The organism is Nakamurella multipartita DSM 44233, from assembly GCF_000024365.1.
Lineage (GTDB): Bacteria > Actinomycetota > Actinomycetes > Mycobacteriales > Nakamurellaceae > Nakamurella > Nakamurella multipartita.
Genome location: NC_013235.1, coordinates 5,853,846 through 5,874,856 on the forward strand (window position 1 = coordinate 5,853,846; position 21,011 = coordinate 5,874,856).

The 21,011-nt window shown below is 66.8% G+C and carries 15 protein-coding genes; 5 read left to right on the forward strand and 10 right to left on the reverse strand.

Going from position 1 to position 21,011, the window contains the following annotated elements; genetic code table 11:
- Nucleotides 1-35: 35 nt before the first annotated feature.
- Nucleotides 36-722 carry a hypothetical protein gene (locus NAMU_RS30725; protein WP_015750317.1) on the reverse strand — a complete coding sequence of 229 codons (687 nt, stop codon included), beginning with the start codon at nucleotides 720-722 and terminating at the stop codon, nucleotides 36-38.
- 654 nt (nucleotides 723-1,376) lie between these two features.
- Complete coding sequence (locus tag NAMU_RS26010) at nucleotides 1,377-2,906, reverse strand: polysaccharide biosynthesis tyrosine autokinase (RefSeq protein ID WP_015750318.1); 1,530 nt, start codon at nucleotides 2,904-2,906, stop codon at nucleotides 1,377-1,379.
- A gap of 215 nt (nucleotides 2,907-3,121) precedes the next feature.
- On the opposite strand from NAMU_RS26010, the gene NAMU_RS26015 reads away from it, so the two are divergent.
- On the forward strand, nucleotides 3,122-4,918 hold the full coding sequence (locus tag NAMU_RS26015; protein ID WP_217180659.1) for a nucleoside-diphosphate sugar epimerase/dehydratase: 1,797 nt from the start codon (nucleotides 3,122-3,124) through the stop codon (nucleotides 4,916-4,918).
- Nucleotides 4,896-6,236 (forward strand): nucleotide sugar dehydrogenase, encoded by a 1,341-nt coding sequence (locus tag NAMU_RS26020; protein WP_015750320.1) that lies wholly within the window; start codon nucleotides 4,896-4,898, stop codon nucleotides 6,234-6,236. The genes NAMU_RS26015 and NAMU_RS26020 overlap by 23 nt, the downstream gene beginning before the upstream one ends.
- An 81-nt stretch (nucleotides 6,237-6,317) precedes the next feature.
- Here the strand turns inward: NAMU_RS26020 and NAMU_RS26025 are convergent, their stop codons facing one another.
- From NAMU_RS26025 to NAMU_RS26045, 6 genes are all read right to left on the reverse strand, one after another.
- Nucleotides 6,318-7,514, reverse strand: a complete 1,197-nt coding sequence (locus NAMU_RS26025) for an O-antigen ligase family protein (protein WP_169312558.1) — start codon at nucleotides 7,512-7,514, stop codon at nucleotides 6,318-6,320.
- A 73-nt stretch (nucleotides 7,515-7,587) separates the two neighbouring features.
- On the reverse strand, nucleotides 7,588-8,715 hold the full coding sequence (locus NAMU_RS26030) for a lipopolysaccharide biosynthesis protein (RefSeq protein WP_041369470.1): 1,128 nt from the start codon (nucleotides 8,713-8,715) through the stop codon (nucleotides 7,588-7,590).
- A gap of 105 nt (nucleotides 8,716-8,820) precedes the next feature.
- Nucleotides 8,821-10,131 carry a glycosyltransferase family 4 protein gene (locus tag NAMU_RS28760; protein ID WP_015750323.1) on the reverse strand — a complete coding sequence of 437 codons (1,311 nt, stop codon included), beginning with the start codon at nucleotides 10,129-10,131 and terminating at the stop codon, nucleotides 8,821-8,823.
- An 85-nt stretch (nucleotides 10,132-10,216) separates the two neighbouring features.
- A complete protein-coding gene (locus tag NAMU_RS26035; RefSeq protein ID WP_015750324.1) occupies nucleotides 10,217-10,849 on the reverse strand; it encodes an acetyltransferase in 633 nt (210 codons plus the stop codon).
- Nucleotides 10,846-11,469, reverse strand: coding sequence for a sugar transferase (locus NAMU_RS26040; protein ID WP_015750325.1), 624 nt, complete (start codon nucleotides 11,467-11,469; stop codon nucleotides 10,846-10,848). Before NAMU_RS26040 ends, NAMU_RS26035 begins: the two co-directional genes overlap by 4 nt.
- A gap of 3 nt (nucleotides 11,470-11,472) precedes the next feature.
- Nucleotides 11,473-12,618 carry a DegT/DnrJ/EryC1/StrS family aminotransferase gene (locus NAMU_RS26045; RefSeq protein WP_015750326.1) on the reverse strand — a complete coding sequence of 382 codons (1,146 nt, stop codon included), beginning with the start codon at nucleotides 12,616-12,618 and terminating at the stop codon, nucleotides 11,473-11,475.
- Between the two features lie 215 nt (nucleotides 12,619-12,833).
- On the opposite strand from NAMU_RS26045, the gene NAMU_RS26050 reads away from it, so the two are divergent.
- Entirely contained in the window at nucleotides 12,834-14,672 is a 1,839-nt protein-coding gene (locus NAMU_RS26050; RefSeq protein WP_015750327.1) for a DUF4012 domain-containing protein, read from the forward strand.
- Here NAMU_RS26050 and NAMU_RS26055 read toward each other — a convergent pair.
- Entirely contained in the window at nucleotides 14,609-15,700 is a 1,092-nt protein-coding gene (locus tag NAMU_RS26055; protein WP_015750328.1) for an ATP-grasp domain-containing protein, read from the reverse strand. The genes NAMU_RS26050 and NAMU_RS26055 overlap by 64 nt on opposite strands.
- Nucleotides 15,701-15,938: 238 nt before the next feature.
- On the opposite strand from NAMU_RS26055, the gene NAMU_RS26060 reads away from it, so the two are divergent.
- Together NAMU_RS26060 and NAMU_RS26065 are read left to right on the forward strand one after the other, a co-directional pair.
- The gene (locus tag NAMU_RS26060) at nucleotides 15,939-16,931 is read left to right on the forward strand and encodes an ATP-binding cassette domain-containing protein (protein WP_015750329.1); all 993 of its coding nucleotides are present in this window, start codon (nucleotides 15,939-15,941) and stop codon (nucleotides 16,929-16,931) included.
- Nucleotides 16,928-17,761 carry an ABC transporter permease gene (locus NAMU_RS26065; protein WP_015750330.1) on the forward strand — a complete coding sequence of 278 codons (834 nt, stop codon included), beginning with the start codon at nucleotides 16,928-16,930 and terminating at the stop codon, nucleotides 17,759-17,761. Before NAMU_RS26060 ends, NAMU_RS26065 begins: the two co-directional genes overlap by 4 nt.
- Nucleotides 17,762-17,770: 9 nt before the next feature.
- On the opposite strand, the gene NAMU_RS26070 is transcribed toward NAMU_RS26065, so the two are convergent.
- A complete protein-coding gene (locus tag NAMU_RS26070; RefSeq protein WP_052308092.1) occupies nucleotides 17,771-21,010 on the reverse strand; it encodes a BTAD domain-containing putative transcriptional regulator in 3,240 nt (1,079 codons plus the stop codon).
- Nucleotide 21,011 lies beyond the last annotated feature (1 nt).

Sequence of the window (21,011 nt, forward strand, 5' to 3'; positions counted from 1 at the left end):
CTTGGCGTTCGAGCTGATTGACGCGAGGCCCGCAGTCAGCTGGCGGAACCCGACTTCACACTCTTGCGGCGCAGCACCCCGCGAGTTCCGAAGAACAGCAGTGTGAGACCGGCCAGCAGGGCGACAATGCCGATGGCCAACGGAGCCCCGATGCTGGCGCCGGTGGACGCCAGGCCGGCGTATCCGGACGAGACGTTGCCGCCGGTCGAATAGCCGGAGGTACCGGAGTACGCGGAACCGCTGTTACCCGAGCCACTCCCGGACCCCGAGCTACTACCGGTTCCGGATCCCGAGCCGCTGCCACCGACCGTCCCGCTGCCACCGCCGGCGGCCGTCGGAACACCCGGCGGATCCGGCAGCACCGCGGGCGGGACCGCCCCGCTGCGGTTGCCGACCGCAGTGACGATCACATCGCCGTCGGACGTTAGGACGAATCTCTTCGACCAATTGCCATTCTCGTCCGGGGTAACCGAGAAGCCGTCCGCAGCCGCAGCCGCAGCCGCGGACAGGCCAGCGCTGCTGCGCAGCCCGGACGGACCCCCGTAGCTGACCGTCACCGTCACCACGTCGTCTGGGCCGTCCACCGTGCCGAAGTTGGTGCCGGTGATGATGATTTCGTCCACATTGATGGACACGACCGATACGCTGGCCGGTGCGTAGATCGGTGCCGCGGAGGCCGTGCCCGCGGCAACCAGGATCACGGCGCTCATCATCGCGAACACCGACGCGATCCTTCTGAGCATGAAGTCTTCCCCCATTCTTTGACGTTTGCGAGAACCTCGCTGACGATCAGCTCGGACACTGGTCGGAGCATATGCCAGCAAATATTGATGGGTAAGCCCACGCCAATCACTCGTGACTTCACCGGCTGCCTACGGTGATCGGACCGACGGCCACCCGGCACCTAGTGGTGACGAGATGGCAACACTCCGCAACTGCCTGCTTACACAAGGTTAACACCCTGTCCGATACCGACCGTAAAGCTCGGGCCGCACCCCTGAACGAAGGAACTTGCACTCGTTCGGGCTGCACCGGTCAGGCAATGCCCGACTAACGGTGCACGGAGCGCAGTTAGCCCTGCTATAGAGGCGATCTCGTGGCGGTCTCCCCCTCGCCGCATCGCCCGACCACGGCCGTGCGGACCGGATCGGCCAGCCGGCGACAGCGGCAAACGCTACTGAGGGTCACCTACACCACCAGACGATGTGTTCTGGCCAGGTCGCCTGGGCCGATCCTGCGCTCCGCCCGGGGGACGCCACGGGGACATCCGGTGGTTGACCGAAGAAATGCTTCGCCGAGTTCACCCGACATTCGCGAAGAATCGCTCAGATTCGCCGCATCACCTGAACATGACGTGAATTGTTGGTGCAAAACCTTCAGGTCTGCGCTCGAGAGAGCGACCCGGACGCGTGCCCGTTGCGACGATCCTCACCCGGACCTGCCGCTGGTTGATCGGCCGAGACCTGTGCGGTCTCCACCGGCGGGCTCGTCACCGCGTCGCCGGGCTCACCCGGCAAGAGCACCTCGCCGGACACCGGCGTGGTGGGCGCGTACCCGTATCCGTAGCCGTACCCGTAGCCGTAGGTCGAGCTGGCCCGTTGTGGCACGAAGTTGAAGATGGTGCCCAACACCTGGGTGCCGACGGAGTCCAGCCGCTGGCGGGCCTGCGCCGCCTGATCCCGGGTGGTCTTCCCATGGCGCACCACGAGGATCGCCCCGCCCGTCTGGGCCGCGATCAGGGCGGCGTCGGTCACCGGGAGGACGGGTGGCGCATCGATCACGACCGCGTCGTAGTCCCGGCGCACTTGTTCCAGGACGGCGGCCATTGCCTTGGACTGCAGCAGTTCCGCCGGGTTGGGCGGCAGAACGCCACTGGCGATCACATCCAGCCCGGTTCGGCCCCATGGCTGGATCGCGTCGGAGAGCTGTGCACCGCCGATCAGGACGGTGGTCAGCCCCACCGTGGACTCCAGATTCAGATACTCGCCGAACTTCGGTCGACGCAAGTCGGTCTCGATCAGGATCGTGCGACTGCCACTCTCGGCCAGCGCGAGCGCGATGTTGATGGAGGTGGTCGTCTTCCCATCACCGGGCATCGGGCTGGTGATGGCGTACGTCTTGGATGTCTGGTCGACATCGAGGAACTGCAGGTTGGTGCGCAGGACCCGGAACGATTCCACCCGTGGCGCGTGCGGGGACAACCCAGTGATCAGCGGCTTCTTGACCGCGGCGGGATCGAAGAAGATGGATCCGAGCAGGGCGGCTCCGGTGATGCGCTGGATCTCCTCGATCGACTTCAGGGTGGTGTCCAGCGTCTCCCGTAGCCACGCAGCGGCCAACCCCAGCAGCAGACCGATGACCGCTCCAAGACCGATCGTGATCATCGGCTTCGGCGACACCGGATTGGTCGGAAGTCCCGCGTCATCCACGATGTTGGCCCGGATCGGCGATCGCGAGGGGTCATCCGCGCTCTCCAGCTCGCCGACATACTGGGTGAACACCTCCGCCGTGCTCTGCGCCAACAACTGGGCTCGGGCCGGACTCGGGTCGGTGACCGTGATCTGCAGAATCACCGAGTCCGGGTCGGCGGTGGCGGTGATCTGGTTGACCAGCGCCGCGGGCGACTCGTCCGATCCGATCCGCTCCAGCACGCGCTCCGCGACGGTCGAGCCCTTGATCAGGTCGGCGTAGGAAGTCACCCGCTGTTGGGAGAACAACCCACCCTGGTACATCTGGGCGTTGGCACTGTCGCTGCCGGGGGTGGACACGAAGAGCCGCGCCGTCGACGAGTACAGCGGCGTCGCGCGCAGGATGATCACGACACCCACGGCGGTCCCCAGCAGTAGGCCGACCAACACCACCACCCACTGTCGACGCAGCACCCGCAGATATTCCCGAAGATCCACTACTCCCCCTTGAGCCGGCGCTGCCCGCTTGCTACCTGGTGCCCGATCGTCGGAGCTGTTCGACCCCCGAAAAGCGATGATACGCTCTGTAGCGGCCGATGCACCCAGCGTGATGAGTCGGTGCCGTGGGTCATTGTAGGCCAAGGGGAGGCCGGAAATTGCACCGGAACGTGAGCGGTCTGATTGCCCGCATGTCAAGCCATCGACACTTTTGGTTGCTCCTGTTCGACTCGACGGTCTGGGTATTGGCCGTCGGGTTCGCTGCCGTTGCCCGGATGGACTTCCAGTTCGTTCAGGTCGGTTGGCCATCGACGATGGTGCTCGCCGCCATCTGTGTCGTGACATTTGCGATCGTGGGGTGGATCTCGCGTCTGCATGAAGGCCGCGCCCCGCTTGGCAGCCTGGACGAGACGATCCGGCTGGCCTCTGCCGTGCTGTGCGTCGGGGTCGCCGTTTACTTGGCCAACCTGCTCTTTCTGCACCTCGTCCCGCGATCGGTGCCACTGATTGCAACGCTGGTGGCGGTCATTGTGATGGCGTGGGGGCGGGCCCTCGTGCGGGCCATCCGCGACAGTTGGAGCATCACCGATACGGCCGGGCGCGGGCAGCCGGTGCTGGTGATCGGTGCCGGTGACGGCGGACGGCAGCTAATCAGGTCGATGCGTCGGGATCCAGCGTCGCGGTGGTCACCGGTTGGGATCCTCGACGACGATCGACACAAGCGGCACCTGCGCATCGACGGTGTTCCGGTCCTGGGCACGATTGCCGAGTTGGCGACCGTGGCCCACGAAAGTGATGTGTCGACGGTCGTTGTGGCCATCCCCAGCGCGCCGGCCTCACTGCTGCAGGACATCTCCAATCAAGCAGCGGACGCCCAGCTGACGGTCAAGATCTTGCCCGGCGTGGAGGAGTTGCTCGGTGGACGGGCCGGGATCAAAGATGTCCGCGATATCAACATCCCCGACCTGCTCGGTCGCCGCCAGATCGACACGGACGTCGCCGCCATCGCCGGCTACCTGACCGGCCAACGGGTGTTGGTGACTGGGGCCGGCGGCTCGATCGGATCGGAACTGTGCCGTCAGATCAGCCGGTGGAGCCCGGCCCACCTCATCATGCTGGACCGGGATGAATCCGCGCTGCACGCGGTGCAGTTGTCGATCGAAGGCCGAGCCCTGCTCGATTCCAGCGACATCATTCTGGCCGACATCCGGGATCGCGACCGGATCATGGGCATCTTCCGGGAGCATCGTCCCCAGGTCGTCTTTCACGCCGCGGCCCTCAAGCACCTGCCCATGTTGGAGCAGTACCCGGCCGAGGCCGTCAAGACCAACATCTGGGGTACCCAGACCGTGCTCGAGGCGGCCGCCGCCGTCGACGTCGAACGATTCGTCAATATCTCCACCGACAAGGCAGCGAATCCGGTCAGCGTGCTGGGCTACTCCAAACGGATCGCCGAGGGCCTCACGGCGGCCATGGCCGTGCGGGCCACTGGCACCTACCTCAGCGTTCGCTTCGGCAACGTCTTGGGTAGCCGCGGTTCGGTGCTCACCGCGTTCGCCGCGCAGATTGCCGCCGGCGGTCCCGTCACGGTCACCCACCCCGACGTCACTCGGTTCTTCATGACCGTCAACGAGGCCGTTCAGTTGGTGATTCAGGCCGCTGTGCTCGGGCACGACGGCGAGGCCCTCGTCCTCGACATGGGAGAGGCGGTGCGCATCGACGCCATGGCCCGGCAGCTCATCGCGCTGTCCAAGCAGGACATCGCGGTCGAGTACACCGGGCTCAGGGACGGCGAAAAGATGCATGAAGATTTGCTGGGCCATGACGAGCCGGACCTGCGCCCCATGCATCCCCTTGTCTCCCATGTCGATGTCCCCCCGCTAGTTTCCGACCACCTTGTTCCTATCGACATAGCCCAACCCGCCACGATTACCAACGCTCTTGGCGCTCTATGCACCGCAATGACAAGAAACAAGGAGATTATCTGCGATGACGAACTCCTCCCACGCTGATCACTTGCAAGACCGGCTACTCGCGCGATCGGCCTCCATCGGGATCATCGGCCAAGGCTATGTGGGTCTGCCTCTTGCCCTTCTATTCGCCGAGTCCGGCTTATCAGTGATTGGCCTCGATACCGACGACGCCAAGGTGCAATGTCTGAACGCTGGCCGCTCGTTCATCAAGCACATTGGACCTGACCGGATACGCGAGGCCGTCGAGAGCGGTGCATACCGCGCGACCGGGAACTTCGATGAACTGGCCGAGTGCGATGCTATTCTGATCTGTGTGCCGACTCCCCTGGGGCGCCATCGCGAGCCGGACAACTCCTACATCCACGCGACCGGACGCGAGATTGCCACCCGACTCAAAGCCGGCCAACTGATCGTTCTGGAATCGACAACGTATCCGGGCACGACCGCCCAGGAACTTCAGCCGATCCTGGAAGAAGGTTCGGGACTGAGCTGCGGCACAGACTTCTTCCTGGCGTTCTCGCCGGAGCGTGAAGACCCCGGACGTGGTGACTACAACACCCGCACGATCCCGAAGGTCGTTGGTGGTGTCGACACGATATCGACCAAGCTTGCCGTCGCCATGTATTCCATAGCTATCACCAAGGTTGTACCCGTCTCGTCGGCGGCTGTTGCCGAATCGGCGAAGCTGTTGGAGAACATCTTTCGATCGGTAAACATTGCCCTGGTGAACGAGCTCAAGACGGTCTTCGACGCCATGGATATCGATGTCTGGGAGGTTATCGAAGCGGCCAAGACAAAACCCTTCGGATACATGCCATTCTATCCCGGGCCCGGTCTGGGCGGGCATTGCATCCCGCTGGATCCTTTTTTCCTCTCGTGGAAAGCCGCGGAACATGGGCGCTGGGCACGCTTCATTGAGCTGGCCGGCGAGATCAACACCTCGATGCCTGCATGGGTAGTAAGCAAGACCGCAGCTGCGCTCAACGACCACGGCAAGTCTGTCAAGAACTCGAAAATCCTAGTCTTAGGCCTGGCTTACAAGCCCAACGTCGACGACGACCGCGAATCGCCCTCGTACGAGCTCATCTCTGAGCTGTCCAGCCGCGGTGCGCTTGTCGACTATTGCGATCCCTATTTTCCGCGCACGGCACCCACTCGCAAATGGAATCTGGGCCTCGAATCGGTTGCTCTTTCCAACGAAACGCTTCGATCTTATGACGCCGTGGTTGTCGCCACCGCTCATGAGGAGTTCAAGGATCAGACTCTCTACGCTGGCGTTCCTCTGGTCATCGATACTCGGAACATCGTGCTATCCCAGGGGTCCGCCGATGTGGACATGACCCTGGTCAAGGCCTGACCGAAGGAAGCAAAGCCCCTCCTGGACCGATCGGAACATCCCCTCGCAGGCTACTGGTGATAACTAGATCCTGTGTGATAACTAGATCCTGTGAGGGGGCACTTCCGTCGGCTCGGAGCTGCATGCCCCGGCCTTTCCACTCGTCTTGGAGCGGATGCGCCCCGCTGCTGCGCAGGCAAGGATCAGATAAGCCCAGAAGAATCTTGTGTCATAGTGATCGCCCGAAACCATCGACGCAACAAAGATCGTGGTGCCGGCTGCCAACGGTCCCAGAACTACCGGTGAGCGGGTATTCTTGGTCCACAAGCCTCTAACCAGCACGAGCAGTGCGACCGTCAAGACAGCCAAGCCCAACAAGCCTGCGTCTACACCGACCTGCAGGAATAGGTTGTGTGTGTAGAAGCCATTGTTGGTCATGAAGGATCCGAGACCAGTCCCAAAGACAGGGTTCTCCGACATCGACGAAGTCGCATGCTCCCAGAGCGTGTCACGGCCGGAGGTATAGCCCTCCTCAAAGGTTAGCTTGACGATTCGCAAGGCAACGACCTTCTCAACGTTGGCTCCGTACTGGCCGTACAGGATGAAGAGAATCGGCGAGGCCACCACCGTGCATAATCCAAACTTCAACCAGGTTCGCCAGGAGAAGGCCACACAAACCACCAGCAATCCACATACAGTTCCGATCAAAGCCCCGCGCGACCCGGACAAGATATTGGCAACGGCCATGACGGGAATGAAGGCAAGCAGCGCTGGCCAGCCTCTCTTGCCTCTCAGCATCCAGAAGACGGCGGCGATAATGCCGATACCGGTGATGCGAGCAAAGACGTTGGGGCCTCCCCCAAATGCGGCCAAACGCGCACCTGAGCCACCGAGGACCAAGCCACCAACCGCGAAGATAATGCCGGTCACCGCACTCAGCAACATGAAAGTATCGACAGCCACCTTCGGCGACAACTGCGCTGCCGCCGAGACTACACAGAGAACCCCCAGCATCAGGACGATCCACATCAGCTGCAACCACGTCGCCTCGCCCGCCTCGCTCCACAGGCTCGAAAGAGCCAGGACGGCGAACAGCACGGCACAGGCAAGCATTGGGCCCGACGAAGCACGCCGTTCCGGCGACCTTCGTAGCGCCGCGGCTATAGGGCCCAACAGCAGCGCAAGCAGCGCCGGGACAGCAATCGCGGCAAGCGGAAGGGAGATACCGGAAGGACCACGCAGTTCGGTTTTCCCCGCAAGAAGCACGATATATGCTGCGCCGGCGGCCAACTTGGCCATTCCATCTGCACGCGATTGAGATTGGGGCGCCTGAAACCCATTTGTTGTATCGATCGACTTTTTGCTTGGTAAGTCAATCCGCATTCGTCCGCCCCCTTCCAGTCAACGCGATCCCGATCATCAACCCGATGGCATAGACCACGAGCGAGGACCAGGCAGCCCCTTGCGATGCTCCATAATATATCGAAACGAAGTACACGGGGACAGCCACGGCGGCCGTCGAAACCTCGATCACCGTCACCCGAGTCGGATCGTGTCGGCCCAAGTTATAAGAGACCGCTTGTCGGTACAGCGACAGCATGACGGCAGCGAGGCATAGCGGCAAGATCAGCGGAGCTGCACTCGCGAAGGCAGGACCAAGCAGCGGCAAGAGCCATAACCAAATGGTCAGCCCGGCAACCGTCGCGATGGGTATAAATATGAGACAGTCTCGAGCGAGAATTCCCATCAACTGGCCCCGCCGATCCCGACCTCCGGCGAGCGTGCTGACGCGATGATCACCCAAGGAGTTGGCAAGCCAAGTGAGCACCTCGGTTGCGGTCGCTACGGAAACGTAGAGGCCCAGCTGGGATTCGGGGGCTAGAATACCTAGAATTACCCGGTCAAGTCGGGTGACGATGACCGCCGAGATACTGGCCGGAAGAAGCTTCAGTGAGTCGGCGCTCACGTCCACGAACATTCCCCGACCCAGCTTAATATTTCGCCGCAATCCAGCCACCACCACGATTGGAATGGCAGGCAGCGCATAGGCGAGGGTCCACATAAACCAGTCCTGAACCTTGAGCAAATATAGCGTGACCGCGAAAGCTAAAATCGTTAGCTGATACCCCGCTATGAGCAACGTGTAGGTGCTGAATTGGTTGTCCCTGAACGACCTACTTCGTAAGACGGCGAGTGTCGCGATCGTGTATACCACCGGCCCAATCAGCGCCGTCCAATCTCGGGTCAAGGCAAAAACGGCAACGGTGACAAGGAGGCAAAGACTGGTCAGATGGACAGGAACAAAGCTGCCTTGGTCACCGCTCCTTCTGAGGGCGACCCTCTCAGCGCCAAGCAGTACAAACGGCACGATAAGGTAGGAGGCTTGGAGTACGAACGCTACCTCGCCACGCGAGTCTGGACCCAATTCCCGCGATATCAGGATGTTCGTGATGAAGGCGACCCCGGCCGCCAGGGCCGAGAGCAATACGCCCGCGCTCACCGCTTTTCGGGTGGCGACTGACGCCTTGGGCTGGTCTGATGGAGCATCCCTTCGCTGGGCGGCCCGGCGATCTGCCTCGTTCACCGGACGCCCGCACCCCCAGCCTTAGGCACTGGACTGGGCGACATGGTCCCGCGACGCCCCTGTTGCCGATCGGCGTGGTTTACGCGAGCGCCGCTCCGTGGTCGGATCCTTCGTCGGTTTGCGGCGGCGGCTCTTTACTGCAACCAGCGTCTCAAGCACGCGATCGCTCAGAAGATCTCGGGCGAACTGCTGATCAGCCAGGAGCCTAGCGGCGTCACGGGCTCTCGAGACTCGGCCCGGATCCCTTAAGAAGTCGATTAAGGCGCGGGCCGCTTTGTAGGGATCCTTGGGATCCAGCACGAGACCTGCCCCCGAGGCCTCAAGCAGCTCAGCCTGCCAGCCGTAGTGATTGACTGCCATGGGGCGCCCGGCGGCAAGCGCGTCGAAGAACTTGTTGGCACTGTTGTATTCGAGTTCTTTTACGGGCAGCACGAACGACGTACATACATCTGCCGCGCTCAGAATATCGGGCAGCTCCTTTTTGGTGACGGCACCTGGCATGAAGAGTGTCGTGTTCAGCAGGCCCAAAGAATCTGCACGTTCCCGAACTAGTTGCTCTTCTGCTCCGGTGCCATAGATGGCGAAAGCGATGCTCGACTCCAAAAGTCTTGTAGCGGCCGCTACATCGACCATATATCGAATATTGTTGACCTTGCCCAGAGTGCCGCAGTAGACCACCAACGGTCGGTCTTTGAGCCATGGCTGGCTTTCGCGATAAGCAATGCCGATAGCGTTCGGGATATTGAAATCCTCGTTGTCGCAGGAGTTAGGCGCAACGACGATTCTACTGGCTCCAATCCCTCGGTTCCGTATCCCCTCGGCCATTCCTGGCGAAAGCGCGACAACAGCGTCGGCCGAGTGGTATGCGATCCATTCCAATGTTCGTGCAGCACGTTGCATGAGTGGATTATTGAGAACCCCAAGCGCAATCGGAACATCGGGCCAGAGGTCCCGCACTTCGAAGACCATCGGGGTTCGCCGAAAAGCCGTCGCGAACAGTGCCGGCACGATGATGGTGAGTGGGGTGCTCGTCGCAAAGACGACGTCCCCCTTCAAACGACGAGCCCGGAAGCTGGCCCGAACTCCGAACTGAAAGAACGCCTGGATCCGGCGGCCAAAGGACATCGCGTTGGAATAGGGGACGGCACACGCGTGCACCGTGATCCCTTCCACTTCGTACGTGCGCCAACCTCCGGTGGACCGTTCGCTGTCACTGGTCACCATGTGGACACGGTGTCCCCGCGCCACCCACCTACGTGCCATTTCGTAGGAGCGCGTTCCGCCATTTGTCTGGGGCGTCTTGAAGTACTGGTGCAGGTAGACAATTTTCATGATCTGGTCCGATCTGCGGCCAGCCACCAGTGCTGAACATGGCCGCCGAGGAGAATGACCGAGCTCGATGTGCCAGGCGTGCTTCTCATTTCGCCGGCACCCCTTTCACGACGCGGTTTGCCGGGACGTCCCGTACCACGACGGCACCCGCACCAATCACCGCGTTGTCCCCGACCTGGAGTCCGGGCAGGACGGTCCCACTGGCACCGACCAGCACGCCTTGGCCGATCGTGACCGACCCGGACACGCATGCCTGAGGATTCAGGCGGCTGAAGGCACCCACCCGGCTGTCGTGACCGATGGTCGCGTTCTGATCGATGTGGACGTGGGACCCGACTGCGATATTCGTGCTCAGGCGCGCGCCGGCAGCAATCACCACACCGGATCCGATCTCGATGTCCTGACCCACGGTGCTGTCCGGATGAACGAGCGCCGGCCAGTCGAGATCGACGTCGGCCAGGCGGTCGACGATGGCCCTCCGGGTCACCGGAGAGCCGACCGCAGCAACCGCCGCCATCCCACCCGCGCGCAGCTTCGACACCGGGCCGATCACGCTGGAACCCAGGCGTTCGACGAGACGAAGGTTGGTCGGCGACGGGTCGTCGTCGACGAACCCGGCGATGTGCCAGCCAGTTCCCTGCTTCTGCAGCGTCAGGGCCAGCGAATACACCTCTCGCCCGAAGCCCCCGCAGCCGATGATCACCAGGTCCCGGGTCATGGTCCGGACTCCTGACCGACGGCGGTGCCCATGAACTCCGTCGTGGTCACATGTCCGGGTGCGGTGATGCCGTCCTGGCGGACGACCTGCCGCGCGGTCGCGACCAGGATCCGAACGTCGAGCATCAACGTGCGACGGTCGACATACTCGACATCGAGGGCGAGTTTGTCGTTCCAGGCGATCGCGTTGCGGCCCGATATCTGGGCCAGTCCGGTCAGACCGGGTCGGACGTCATGCCGGCGGGCCTGTTCGGGGGTGTACCGGTTCAGGTAGCGCACGAGTAGCGGTCGTGGCCCGACCAGGGACATGTTGCCGCGAATGATGTTGATCAGGGTCGGAAGTTCGTCCAGGCTGGTGGCCCTCAGTTTGGCCCCCAACGGTGTCATCCGGGATTCGTCATCCACCTGCCCACGATCGGGGTCAACCGGCAGCATGGTGCGAAACTTGACCAGCTCGAATGATTTTCCGTGCAGTCCGGGCCGCTCCTGCCGGAACAGCACCGGTCGGCCGAGTTTGCTGGCCACCAGGATCGCAATCACGGCCTGCAGGGGCAGCGTCAGGACGAACGCGGGAATGGCCACGACCAGGTCGAGCAGTCTCTTGAGCACGGGTGACCGCATCGGCTACCCGACCTTGAGACATGCTTCGACCGCGAGCAGCACTTGGTCGACATCGTCGTCCGACAGACCCGAGCCGCTGGGCAGGCTCAACCCGGTCTGGAACAGCCGGATCGAGACGGAGTTGGAATAGGCCCGGGCGTGCAGGAACACCGGTTGCAGGTGCATCGGCTTCCACAGCGGACGGGCTTCGATGTTTTGCGCCGCCAGCGCCTCAATGATCATCGTGGGCGTGGCCGAGACCAGGCGCGGATCCAGGACCAGGGTGGTCAACCAGCAGTTGTCGGCGTGGTCCGAACGCCCACTTGCGGTGCGGCCCAGGAACCGGACGCCGGGCAGGTGGCCCAGCGCTTCGACGTACCGTTCGCGGATTGCTCGCCGCCGCTCGATCATGCAGTCCAGCCGCGACAACTGGCCCCGGCCGAGGGCGGCCAGGATGTTGGACAGCCGGTAGTTGTAACCGATCTCGGTGTGCTCGTAATGCACGACCGGTTGCCGAGCCTGCGTCGACAGGTACCGGCAGCGGGCGATGAGGTCGAGGTCGTCGCTGAGGAGCATCCCGCCACCCGACGTGGTCATGATCTTGTTGCCGTTGAACGACAAGGCCGCAGCCCGTCCGAATGACCCGGCCCGGTGGCCTCCGATCGCAGCACCGAGTGACTCGGCGGCATCGGAGATGACCGGGATCCCGCGCTCTTGCATTGCCGGAAGAATCTCCGGGTAGTCGGCGCACCGGCCGAAGAGATCCACCATGACCACGGCGGCAATATCCGCGCCCTGCGCGCGCAGCAGGTCGACCGCTTGCACCAGTAGCTGCGGGTCGACATTGCCGTCCACGGCCTGGGAGTCCACGAAGACCGGTTCGGCGCCCGTGTAGACCACCGCGTTGGCCGTGGCGGCGAAGGTCATCGTGGGCACGAGAACCACACGACCGGGCCCGGCCCCGACCTCGAGCAAGGCCAGGTGCAGGGCCGCCGTTCCCGACGAGAGCGCAAGCGCGCCTTGTACTCCGACGTACTCGGCGACCTCGGCTTCGAAGGCGTCGACATCGGGTCCGAGCGGCGCGATCCAGCCGGATCGCAGCGCTCCGAGCACGAACTTCTCTTCGACCTCGGTGACCTCTGCCTTCGACAGATAGATCCTGGTGGTCACCTGCGCCCACTCCCCATTTGCGGCCCCCCTGTTTTCGGCCACACGCCACGTACGACCGGCGTAGCCGACTCGACACTGCGATCACCCTGCGGCACCGGACAGCACCCCGGAACATTACTGAGTGTAGACCAGAGACTACATTCCGCTATGCTCGCGACGGGTCGGACGGGGTCGCCTGACGGGCCCGCCGAACCGACGGAGCGTGGGGGCCGCAGTTGTCAGCTCGCGATGCCGACGACGAGTCCGCCGACCCGGCGACCGCCGAGAACCACGGAGCGAACGGCCAGAACCACGAGCCGCCGCGCCGGCGACGCCCGGGCCTCGCCTGGCTGATGCTGGTCGCCGGCGCGGTGATGGTGCTCGGCACCGCCTGGGTCGGGTGGCGCACGTACCAGGCCTACCGGGACCTGCAGTCGGCCGCCGTCCAGGTCAGCGCGCTGCAACGGCAGTTCGACGACGTCGACCAGCTCGGGCCGGCCGACGCCCGGCAGCCCGTCATCGCCTCCCTGCAGGCCGACGCGGCCTCGGCCCGATCCGCCGTGGAGGACCCGGTCTTTCGGCTGGCCACCGGGGTGCCCTGGGTCGGGCCCAATCTCGACGCGATCCGGCAGGTGAGCCTGACCGTCGACTCGCTGTCCACCGACGTCATTCCCTCCCTTGACGACATCGCGCAGACCCTGGATCCGGCCGCCCTCGCCCCGAAGGACGGCGCGATCGATCTCGCCCCGATCGTCGCGATCGGTCCCCGCCTGCAGCAGGCCGACGCCGCGGTCCAGGACGCCCGGGCCCGGCTCGGGCAGATCGACAAGTCGTCGATCGTCGCGCCGGTCGGCGACGCCGTCTCCGCCCTGCAGGCCAAGCTGGACGCCGCCGCCGACCTGACCGACCCGGCCGCCCGGATCGCTCGGCTGCTGCCCGCCGCGCTCGGTGCGGACGGCCCCCGGACCTACCTGGTGGTGTTCCAGAACCTGGCCGAGCCGCGCGCGACCGGCGGCATTTTCGGTTCGTACGCGGTGGTGACGGCCGATCAGGGGAAGGTGACGATCGTCGATCAGGCGCCGGCCCGGTCGATGAAGTTCTTCGAGCCGCCGGTCGGCGGCCTGTCCGATGATCAACAACGATTGTTCGGATCCGAGCCGGCCACCTTCCCCGCCGACGTCAACCTCACCCCCGACTTCCCGACCGCGGCGCGCCTGTTTATCGAGATGTACCAGGCCCGCGGCGGCGGGGCCGTCGACGGCGTCCTGGCCATCGACCCGGTCGCCCTGTCCTACCTGATGAAGGGTGCCCCTGCCCTGAACGTGGACGGGGTGTCGATCGACGCCGGCAACGTCGTGGCCACACTGCTGTCCGATGCCTACCAGCGCTTCGACGACACCAACCACGATCGGCGGGACGACTTCCTCGCCGGGGCCACCACCGCGGCCTTTGCGCAGATCTCCTCCGGCGCCACCGATCCCCACGCCGTCGTGGCCGGCGTGCGCAAGGCCGCCGGCGAGCGTCGCCTGCTGTACTACAGCACCCATCCCGACGAGCAGACCGACCTGAGTGCCACGGGGCTCAGCGGTGCCCTGAACGGCCCCACCGAGGCCGGCGGCTTCGGGGTGTTCCTCAACGACGCCGTCGCCTCGAAGCTCGGTTACTACCTCACCGGGCAGGCCACCGTCACGGCCGGCGAGTGTCAACCGGACGGGTCCACGTTGGGCACGGTCACGGCGACCCTGAACTACCAGCCACCACCGTCGGGCCTGCCGTCCTACGTCAGCGGGTCGAGTGCCGACTACTCCTACCGCACCCACGTCCTGCTGGTCGCCCCCACCGGCGGCTCCATCGACGCGGCCTTCCTCGACGATCGACCGGTCAGCCTGCAGTCCGGCACGGACGGTGGCCGGTCGACGGCCATCGCCGTCGTCGAGCTCACACCGGGCTCCCGGTCGACGGTCTCCTTCCACGTCTCGGTTCCACCCGGGTCATCCGCCCCGACGCTGACTCACACGCCGACGGTGGAGGACTGGTCGACCACGGTGCAGGGATTCGGGGCCTGCGGCTCGTAGAACGGACGCGCCCCCGGCGAGCTGGTACCCCGGTCGGCCAGCACGGCCAGGCTGTCGTACTTGGCGACCGTCCGCCCGATCTCGTACTCGGCCCATCCCGGCGGTGGCGCCATTCCGTGGAGGTCGGCCACGTAGAAGGCCGGAACGTCCGCGCCGGCCTGGTGATTGAACGGGTAGCCGCCACCGAAACGCGGGTTGATGTCGAGAACGAAGAACTGCCCGCCGGCGTCCACCACGTCGATGTCGATCAGCCCCTGCGGCTCGAGCAGACCGGTCAGCGCCTGCGCCAGGGCGTGGAAAGGCGCAGGATCGACGGTGGTCGCCACGTTCGCCTCGCCCGAGCGCATGGCCACCTTCTCCCGGGCGAGCACGGCGGCCGGACGCCGACCCCCACGCAGGCCGGTGACGATGTCCAGCCCGAAGTGGCACCCGGTGATCTCCGGTTGGACGATCCATTCCGAGGCCACCGGGCTGCCGTGCCGGGCCAGGCCGGACACCACCAGGTCCGCCTGGGCCGCATCCACCCGGTGCAGCCCCACCGACCCGCTCCCGAATCGCCGCTTCACGATCAGCGACCGGGACAGGGCAGCCATCCGCCGGAGTCCTTCGGAGTCGCCGGCCAGAACCGTCGGTGGGGTCAGGACGCCACACCCGGCCAGGGCCGAGGCCATCGCGTACTTGTCGGTGACCACCCGCTGGCTCTCGACCGACAACGACAGCACGCGGCACCCGGTCCGACGCAGGCGGTCGGCCAACGGTCCGGCCATGGCGAACAGCTCGTGGTCGTTGAGGGAGAAGTACAGGTCGGGTGCGATCCGGTCGACGAGGTCGGCCATCGCCCGGGGGTAGTCCGGGTCGGCATACCGCGGGACGACGTGGGACGCGTCGGCAAATGCGGTGGTCGCGGCCATCGGGTCGTGGTCGGTGATGTGGACCTCGCCGATCACCTCGCAACGGCTTAGGGCCTGGCGGAACCACTCGACCAGGTACACCCGGCGCCCGGCCGAGCCGATGAGAATGCGCGTCATCAATCCGTCCTTCGGACAGTGCCACCGGTAGGCCCCTGGTCGCTCGACATCCCCGTCCGGCCGACCGCCCACTTTGACCGATGTCACCATCAGTGTCCGGGAGATTACCGGCGGTTTGGGCCTGGTGTCGGATCCACACACCGGCCGACCGCGCCGGCCGACCGCTGACAGCGCCGTGTGCGCCGGCTGTCAGGGGTCCCCGGCAGGCTGGTCGTCGAAAGCTGAGAAAGGACGACCGATGACTCACATCATTGAGGCCGAGGGCCTGCGCAAGGCGTTCGGCAAGACCCAGGCGCTGGACGGGGTCGACCTGGCCGCCCGGGAGGGCACCGTGCTCGGGGTGTTGGGTCCCAACGGGGCCGGCAAGACCACCGCGGTGCGCGTGCTGGCGACCCTGCTGCGGGCGGACGCCGGCACCGCCCGCATCGACGGGTACGACGTGGTCAAGCAGGCCGCCCAGGTGCGCCGCACCATCGGCCTGACCGGCCAGTACGCCTCCGTCGACGAGGACCTCACGGGCGTGCAGAACCTGGTCATGATCGGCACCCTGCTCAACCTCTCGGCCCGCGACGCCAGGTCGCGCGCGCTGGAGCTGCTCGACTGGTTCGGCCTGGCCGACGCGGCCGGGCGGCGGGCCAAGACCTACTCGGGCGGGATGCGCCGGCGGCTGGATCTGGCCGCCAGCCTGGTCGGCCGGCCGCGGGTGATCTTCCTGGACGAGCCGACCACCGGGCTCGATCCGGCCAAGCGCGAGGACATGTGGGACGTGGTGCGGCGGCTGGTGGCCGACGGCTCGACCGTCCTGCTGACCACCCAGTACCTGGAGGAGGCCGACGCGCTGGCCGACGAGATCACGGTGATCGACCACGGCCGGGTCATCGCCCACGACACCCCGGAGGGCCTCAAGCGGACCATCGGCGGTCAGCGCATCCGGGTCAAACCCAGCGACAAGGATCGGCTGCCCGACGTCGGCCGGATCCTGGCCGAGATCTCCGGCGGCCAACCCCAGCCAACCGGTCGGGACGAGCTGACCGCGGCCGTCGACACCGGCGAGGACGCTCTGGCCCGCACGGTCGGCCGGCTGGCCGCCGAGGGCATCGGCGTCACCGAACTGTCCCTACACCTGCCGTCCCTGGACGAGGTGTTCCTGACCCTGACCGGCCAACGCGTCGGCGACAACTCCACCGGGCCCTCCGGTCCCACCGTCACGACCTCGAAGGACGCGGCATGAGCACCACCACGACCACCACGACCGGCCACCGCGCGGCCGGCCCCGCCCCCCAGCAGACCCCGACCGCGACCGCCGCCGCCTACCCGCGGCACGTCGTCGCCCTGGCCAAGCGCAGCCTGATCAAGATGTGGCGCACCCCGGAGGCGCTGATCGACGTCACCCTGCAGCCGATCATCTTCCTGCTGATGTTCACCTACATCTTCGGTGGGGCGATCGCCGGCAGCTCCGCGGACTACCTGCAGTTCCTGCTGCCCGGTCTGCTCGGCCAGACCATCGCCATGGCCGGCGTCGCGCTCGGTCAGAACCTGAACGCGGACATCGAGAAGGGTGTGTTCGACCGGTTCCGGTCGCTGCCGATCGGCCGCTCGGTGCCGCTGGTCGGCGCCGTCTTCGCCGACATCGCCCGCTACTTCATCCTGTGCGTGGTCACCCTGGGCTTCGGCATGATCATGGGCTTTCGCATCGAGACCAACCCGATGGCCGCGCTGGCCGCCGTCGGCATCTCGATCGCGTTCGCGCTGTGCTTCTGCTGGATCTCGGTGTTCGTCGGCATGAAGGCCCGCACCTCCGGTGCGGTGCAGGGCGTGATGTTCCTGATCGTGCTGCCGCTCTCGTTCGCCAGCAACACCTACGTGCCGACCTCGACCATGCCGAGCTGGCTGGAGACGTTCGCCAATGCCAACCCGATCTCGCAGCTGGTCACCACGGTGCGCGGGCTGATGATCGGCGGCCCGGTGGCGACCAGCCTGATGTGGACGCTGGTCTGGATGGCCATCCTGCTGATCGTGTTCGTCCCGCTCGCGCTGCGCGGCTACCGCCGGCGGGTCTGACCCTCCCGCTCAGCGGCCCAGGGCGTGGTCGGGGTCGATGGCCTCGACCGCGCCCGCCCGGGTGAGCGCGCCGCCCCGGCCGTAGTGCTCGGCATAGGCCTCGCCGAGATCCCCGCGCAGGCGCGCGATCAGCCGGGCCACCACCGGATCCCCCGGATCGTCGCTACCGCGCAACCGGGCCGACGCACCCAGGGCCACCGCCGCCCGATCCGGATGGCCGACGGCGGCGGCGACCCAGGCCACCGCCACCCCCAGCGTGGCCACCACCGGCATGTCCTCGGTGCGCAGGGCGATCGGGTAACCGGTCCGCACGTCGGCGACGGCGGTGTCCACGTCCCCGGCGTGCACGGCCACCACCGCGGTCGCGGCGACGACGAACGCCACCGCATGACTCTGCAGAGGGTCCGCGCCGCGCCGCTGCCAGTCCCCGCGCAGCTGCGTCGCCTGAGCCTGCGCGCCGGCCAGGTCCCCGGCCAGCAGGCTGATCATCGCCTGCATGCCGGCCGCGAACAGCCGCCGGTCGAATCCGGGCGTGCGCTCGTCCAGCGGGTCGTGGACCTGGGCGACCAGATCCTGCGCCCGACGCAGGTCGCCGGCCCGCATCAGCAGGCCGGCCAGCCGGAGCTGGATCATCGCCTCGTCCTCGGCCGCCCCCAGCTCGCGGGACAGGGTCAGCGCCCGCTCGTAGTCGGCGATGCCACCGTCGATGTCGCCGCTCGTGGCCCGCAGGTTGCCGCGGCTGGAAAGCACCGACGACTGGCCCCAGCGGTCGCCGATCGCCTCGAAGCCGGCCAGCGCGAGGTCGATGTCGGCCCGCATGTCGGCCGGGCGTCCCTCGTTCTCGGCGAACAGGGCCCGGCCCATGGCCAGCGCGGCCCGCGTCCACGGATCGGTCGCCCAGCTCGACGCGGCCGCCTGGGCGACCAGGTCGGCGTCGTTGGCGAACAGGGCCAGCATCGTGGGCACCATGGCGAACCACGAGGAGGGCGGCGGTCCCGCGGTCAGCAGGGCCCGGGCGATCCGTCCGGACTCGGCCCGGAAATCCGCCATCGCCGAGCTCGCGCCCACGCCGGCGAACGTGTCGACCAGGGTGAGCAATGCCTGCGCCCAGGGCCGGAGCGGATCCTGCTCGTCGTCGGCGGTCGCGGCCATCGCCACGGCCAGCAACCCGGAGGCCTCCGCCGTCGCCCCGGTCATCTGCCAGTACCAGGACATGTGCAGCACCAGCGCCAGAGCGGCCCGGCGATCGGCCGGGTCGGCCGAATCGGCCAGGTAGTGAACGGCGGCGACGATGTTGTCGCGCTCGTCGTTGAGGGCGGCGATGGCGGCCAGCTGCTCCCCCGTCCGCAGCAGCGGATCGGTCCGGCCCGCGAGTGCGGCGTAGTACCGGGCGTGCGCCGCCCGGGCCGCGGCCGCCTCGCCCCGGTCGGCCAGCCGCTCCACCCCGTACTCGCGGATCGTCTCCAGCATCCGGTACCGCACGACCGACCCGCCGGTGACGGTGAGCAACGACTTGTCGACCAGCGAGAGCATCAGGTCGGCGACGTCGGTCCCGGGCAACCGGGCGTCGCCGCAGACCGCGGCGGCCGCGGCCGGGGTGGCGCCGGCCGGGAAGACGGCGAGCCGCTCGGCCAGCAGCCGCTCCGCGGGGCGCAACAACTCCCAGCTCCACTCGACCACCGCCCGCAGGGTCCGGTGCCGGGGCAGGGCGGTCCGGCTCCCCCCGGTGAGCAGGCGGAACCGGTCCGAGAGCCGCGCCGCGATCTCGCCGACCGGCATCACCCGCAGCCGCGCGGCGGCCAGCTCGATGGCCAGCGGCAGACCGTCCAGCCGCCGGACGATCTCCACGACGGCCTCGACGGTGGCCGGGCTCACCTCGAACTCGGAGGTCACCGCATGCCCGCGCTCGACCAGCAGGCGGACCGCCGGATAACCGGCCGCCTCGGCCGCCGTCGCGCCAACCGGTGGCAGGCCCAGCGGCGGCACCAGGCACAACGACTCGCCGACGATGCCCAACGGCTCCCGGCTGGTGGCCAGCACCCGCAGCCGCGGGCTGGCCGCCAGCAGCGCATCGACCAGGTCGGCGACGGCCGCGACCAGGTGCTCGCAGTTGTCCAGCACCAGCAGGCAGTCGGCCTCGGCGAGCACGTCGATCAGGTACTCGATCGAATCTCGGGCCGCCCGATCGCTGCGCCGGTCCACCGCCCGGGTGTCCAGCAGGCCCAGGGCCCCGATCATCGCCGGCCCGATGCCCTTCGGCTCGGTCACCGAGGCCAGCTCGACCAGCCATACCCCGTCCGGGCGAGCAGCGGCGTCGGTCCGGCCCACCTCCTGGGCCAGCCGCGTCTTGCCGGCCCCGCCCGGACCTACCACCGTCACCAGCCGCCCGTCGGCCAGCAGGTCGGTGATCCGCCGAACCTGGGCATCGCGCCCGATCAGCCGGGTCAGCGGGGCCCGCAGGTTGGTCCGGCGCCGCAACGGGTTGTTCGCCGCGGGGGCCACGGCCGGTTCGGCGGCGATCTCACCGCGCAGCACGGCCAGGTGCACCGACTGGGTGTCCGCGCCCGGGTCGACCCCGAGCTCGCCGGCCAGCCGGTCGCGCAGCCGTTCGTAGACGGCCAGGGCGTCGGCCTGACGGCCGGTCGCGGCCAGGGCGCGCATCAGCTGGGCGGCCAACCGCTCGCGCAGCGGGTGGGTCGCCACCAGCTGTTCCAGGTCGGCGATCACGTCGGCCGACCGGCCCAGCCGCAGCTGCGCCTCGATCAGGTCGACCTGGGCATCCAGTCGCAGCTCCTGCAGCCGGGCCCGGGTCGCCGTCGCGTAGGGGCCGTCCGCCGCGTCGGCGAGCGGCTCACCCCGCCACAGGGACAGGGCCCGGGTGAGCAGATCCTGGGCCTGCGCAGGTCGGTCCCGCTGCAGCTCCCGGCGCCCGGTCGCGACCAGCTCGCCGAACACGGCGGCGTCGACCTCGGCGCCCTCGACGGTCAGCCGGTACCCGCCGGGCACCTGTTCGATGCGGGCCGCGTCGCCCAAGGCCCGCCGCACCCGGGACACCAACGACTGCAACGCATTCGTCGGGTCCCCGGGCGGCTCACCCGGCCAGAGGGCCTGCACCAGCTCGGCGACCGACACCGGCTCCGGGGCGGCCACGGCCAGCCGGGTCAGCAGCGCGCGCAGCCGGGTACCGGCGATCGGCACCGGCCCGTCGCCCGCCTGCACCTGGAGCGGGCCCAGGATCCCGACATACACC